This window comes from Rhizobium centroccidentale, from assembly GCF_030182565.1.
In the GTDB taxonomy this organism is placed as follows: Bacteria; Pseudomonadota; Alphaproteobacteria; order Rhizobiales; family Rhizobiaceae; genus Rhizobium.
This window is the reverse complement of record NZ_JAQJCG010000053.1, coordinates 1-2,494: the sequence shown is the minus strand read 5'-3', so window position 1 is coordinate 2,494 and position 2,494 is coordinate 1. Positions and strand designations below refer to the sequence as shown.

Here is a 2,494-nt window from a genome sequence, read left to right as displayed (position 1 = left end):
TGTCAATCGGCGTCGTAACGGGACCCCTTATCGGCTCCCAAAAGGAACCCCTCCCTATGGTTGCATGGGGTCAGCGCGCGTAGGCCCGGAGCTTTCCATTTAGCGCAGTGGCCTGCGGGCGCGGGTTGTTTGTCTTTTCGGCTTTAGCTTTGAGAACGGTTCTTGAAGCGCCAGGATTCATTTCCGGTTTCGACGATCTCGCAATGGTGGGTGAGCCTGTCGAGCAGAGCGGCGGTCATTTTGGCGTCGCCGAAGACGGCCGGCCATTCGCCGAATGCCAGGTTGGTGGTGACGATGATCGAAGTGCGCTCGTAGAGCCTGCTGATCAGGTGGAAGAGAAGCTGACCGCCGGCCTGAGCGAATGGGAGATAACCGAGCTCGTCCATGATGACGAAGTCGAGCCTGGTGATGAAGTCGGCAAGCCGCCCTTGCTTTCCGCTACGTGCTTCTGTCTCAAGCCGGTTGACGAGGTCGACGACGTTGAAGAAGCGACCGCGTGCGCCGTTGCGGATCAAGGCGCGGGCAAGCGCAATGGACAGGTGGGACTTTCCCGTGCCGGTCCCGCCGACCAGAACGATGTTGTGCTGCTCGGCGAGGAAGGCCCCGGTCGCGAGCTGGCGCACCAGCCCTTCGTTGACCGGCGTGTCGGTGAAGTCGAAGTCGTCGATATCCTTGGCCAGCGGCAGCTTGGCGACGGTGATCTGGTATTTGATGGACCGGGCCTGCTTCTCGGCGATCTCCGACTGCAGCAGGTCACCGACGATGCGGGGTGGTTCGTGTTGGCGCTTGATGCCGGTGGCCATGATCTCGTCATAGGCGCTGCGCATGCCGAACAGCTTCAGCGTACCCATCATGTCAAGGATTTGGGATCGTTCCATATCAGCTTGCCCTCCTGAGGCTGTCATAACGGGCGCAATCGGCCAGAGGCTCATGGGTCAGGCGAAGCGCATCGGGAATGGAAAGGATGGCAGCCGGCTGCGGATCACGCTTGCGGGCCAGGATGTTGATGATGACGGCGGCCGAGAACACGCCCTGATCGAGCGCCTCCTGGCAGGCCGCTTCGACGGCGGGGAGCCCGTCCAGGCCGACACATTCGAGGATCGACACCATCTGCCGGTCGCCGTCATGCATGGCCTTCAGCCGGCGGCGCACCTTCTCCATGGCGGCAGGCAAAACCCAATCGTGGAACGGCGCGCCATTGCGCAATGCTCCCGGCTTTCGGGTCAGGACTGGAACGTAATGCCATGGATTATAGATCGTCTCGCCTCGGCCGAAGCAGCGCTCGTGCTGGCCGATCTCGACGCCATCTTGCCGGATGACGATGCGATCGGCATAGGCATGTATCTCGGCCGGGCGGCCGACCGCCGTGGACAGCACCGAGTATTTGTTGTTGTCGAAACGCACGAGGCAGGTCTTGCCAATCGAGGCCTGCACCGCGTGGAAGCCGTCGAACTTGCCGGGATAACTGACCAGGTGCGGCCGCTCCGCGTCAAACACTTCCCAGATCGTGCGCTCGGTTTGATCGACATGCTTGTGAGCGCGGGCGTAGGTGATGCATTTGTCCAGCAGCCAACCATTCATCTCGTCGTAGGATTTGAAGCGCAGCCGCGGCGTAAAGAACCTTTCCCGCACCAGATTGACCTGGTTCTCGACTTGGCCCTTCTCCCACCCTGACGCCGGCGTGCAGGCCACCGGCTCTATCAGGTGATGGCTGCACATCTGAAGGAAGCGGCGGTTATATTGCCGCTCCTTGCCAACAAAGACCGTCTCCACGGCCGTCTTCATGTTGTCGTAGATGCCGCGCGTGCAGGCTCCGCCGAAGAAGGCAAACGCCTTGTCATGGGCGTCGAAGACCATCTCCTGCGTCTCGCGCGGGTAGGCTCTCACATACATCATCCGACTGTGGCAGAGCCGGACATGCGCCACCTTCACTGTCGTCGTCACGCCGTTCAGCACAACGATCTCGTGGCTCCAGTCAAACTGGTAGGCCTCGCCCGGCGCATAATAGAGTGGCACGTAGGCTTCCGCCGTCACGGCCCCGCGCTCCTTCGCCCACGTCCGGGCGTAGCGCCGAACGGTGTCGTAACCACCTTCGTAGCCGAGGTCCCGCAAATCCTCGAATATCCGGATCAGTGTCAGCCGTTCACGGGAAGACTTCGCCTCATTGGCAAGTAGCATTCCATCGAGCTGATCGCGCCATGGACCGAGCTTCGGCTGAGGCTGACGGGTCCGCTCGTATTTGAATTCCGTCTCATCGGTGCGCAGAACCTTCCGCACCACTTTCCGCGATATGCCCAGTTCCCGGCAGATCGCCTTGATCGTCTTGCCCTGCACGTGAGCAAGTCGTCGTATCTTCAGAATTGTTTCCACAATAAGCATCCAAACAAAAAGCCTCCGATGAAACCGGAGGCTGTTCTAACCCCATCGCAGATGGGGGTCCCGTTTGGACGCCGATCACCCCATTTGCGGGGTCCTTATTCCATGCCTAATCACA

General features: G+C 60.6%; 2 protein-coding genes. Both read right to left on the bottom strand.

Features of this window, described 5'->3' with window-relative positions:
- Nucleotides 1-143: 143 nt before the first annotated feature.
- On the bottom strand, nucleotides 144-878 hold the full coding sequence (istB, locus tag PH562_RS30570) for an IS21-like element helper ATPase IstB (RefSeq protein ID WP_285177632.1): 735 nt from the start codon (nucleotides 876-878) through the stop codon (nucleotides 144-146).
- A gap of 1 nt (nucleotide 879) precedes the next feature.
- Nucleotides 880-2,379, bottom strand: coding sequence for an IS21 family transposase (gene istA / locus PH562_RS30565; protein WP_483315400.1), 1,500 nt, complete (start codon nucleotides 2,377-2,379; stop codon nucleotides 880-882).
- Between the last annotated feature and the right edge of the window lie 115 nt (nucleotides 2,380-2,494).

Coding starts and splice junctions, on each gene's coding strand:
- istA (WP_483315400.1), bottom strand. CDS start 2,379: ATGCTTATTGTGGAAACAATTCTGAAGATACGACGACTTGCTCACGTG.
- istB (WP_285177632.1), bottom strand. CDS start 878: ATGGAACGATCCCAAATCCTTGACATGATGGGTACGCTGAAGCTGTTC.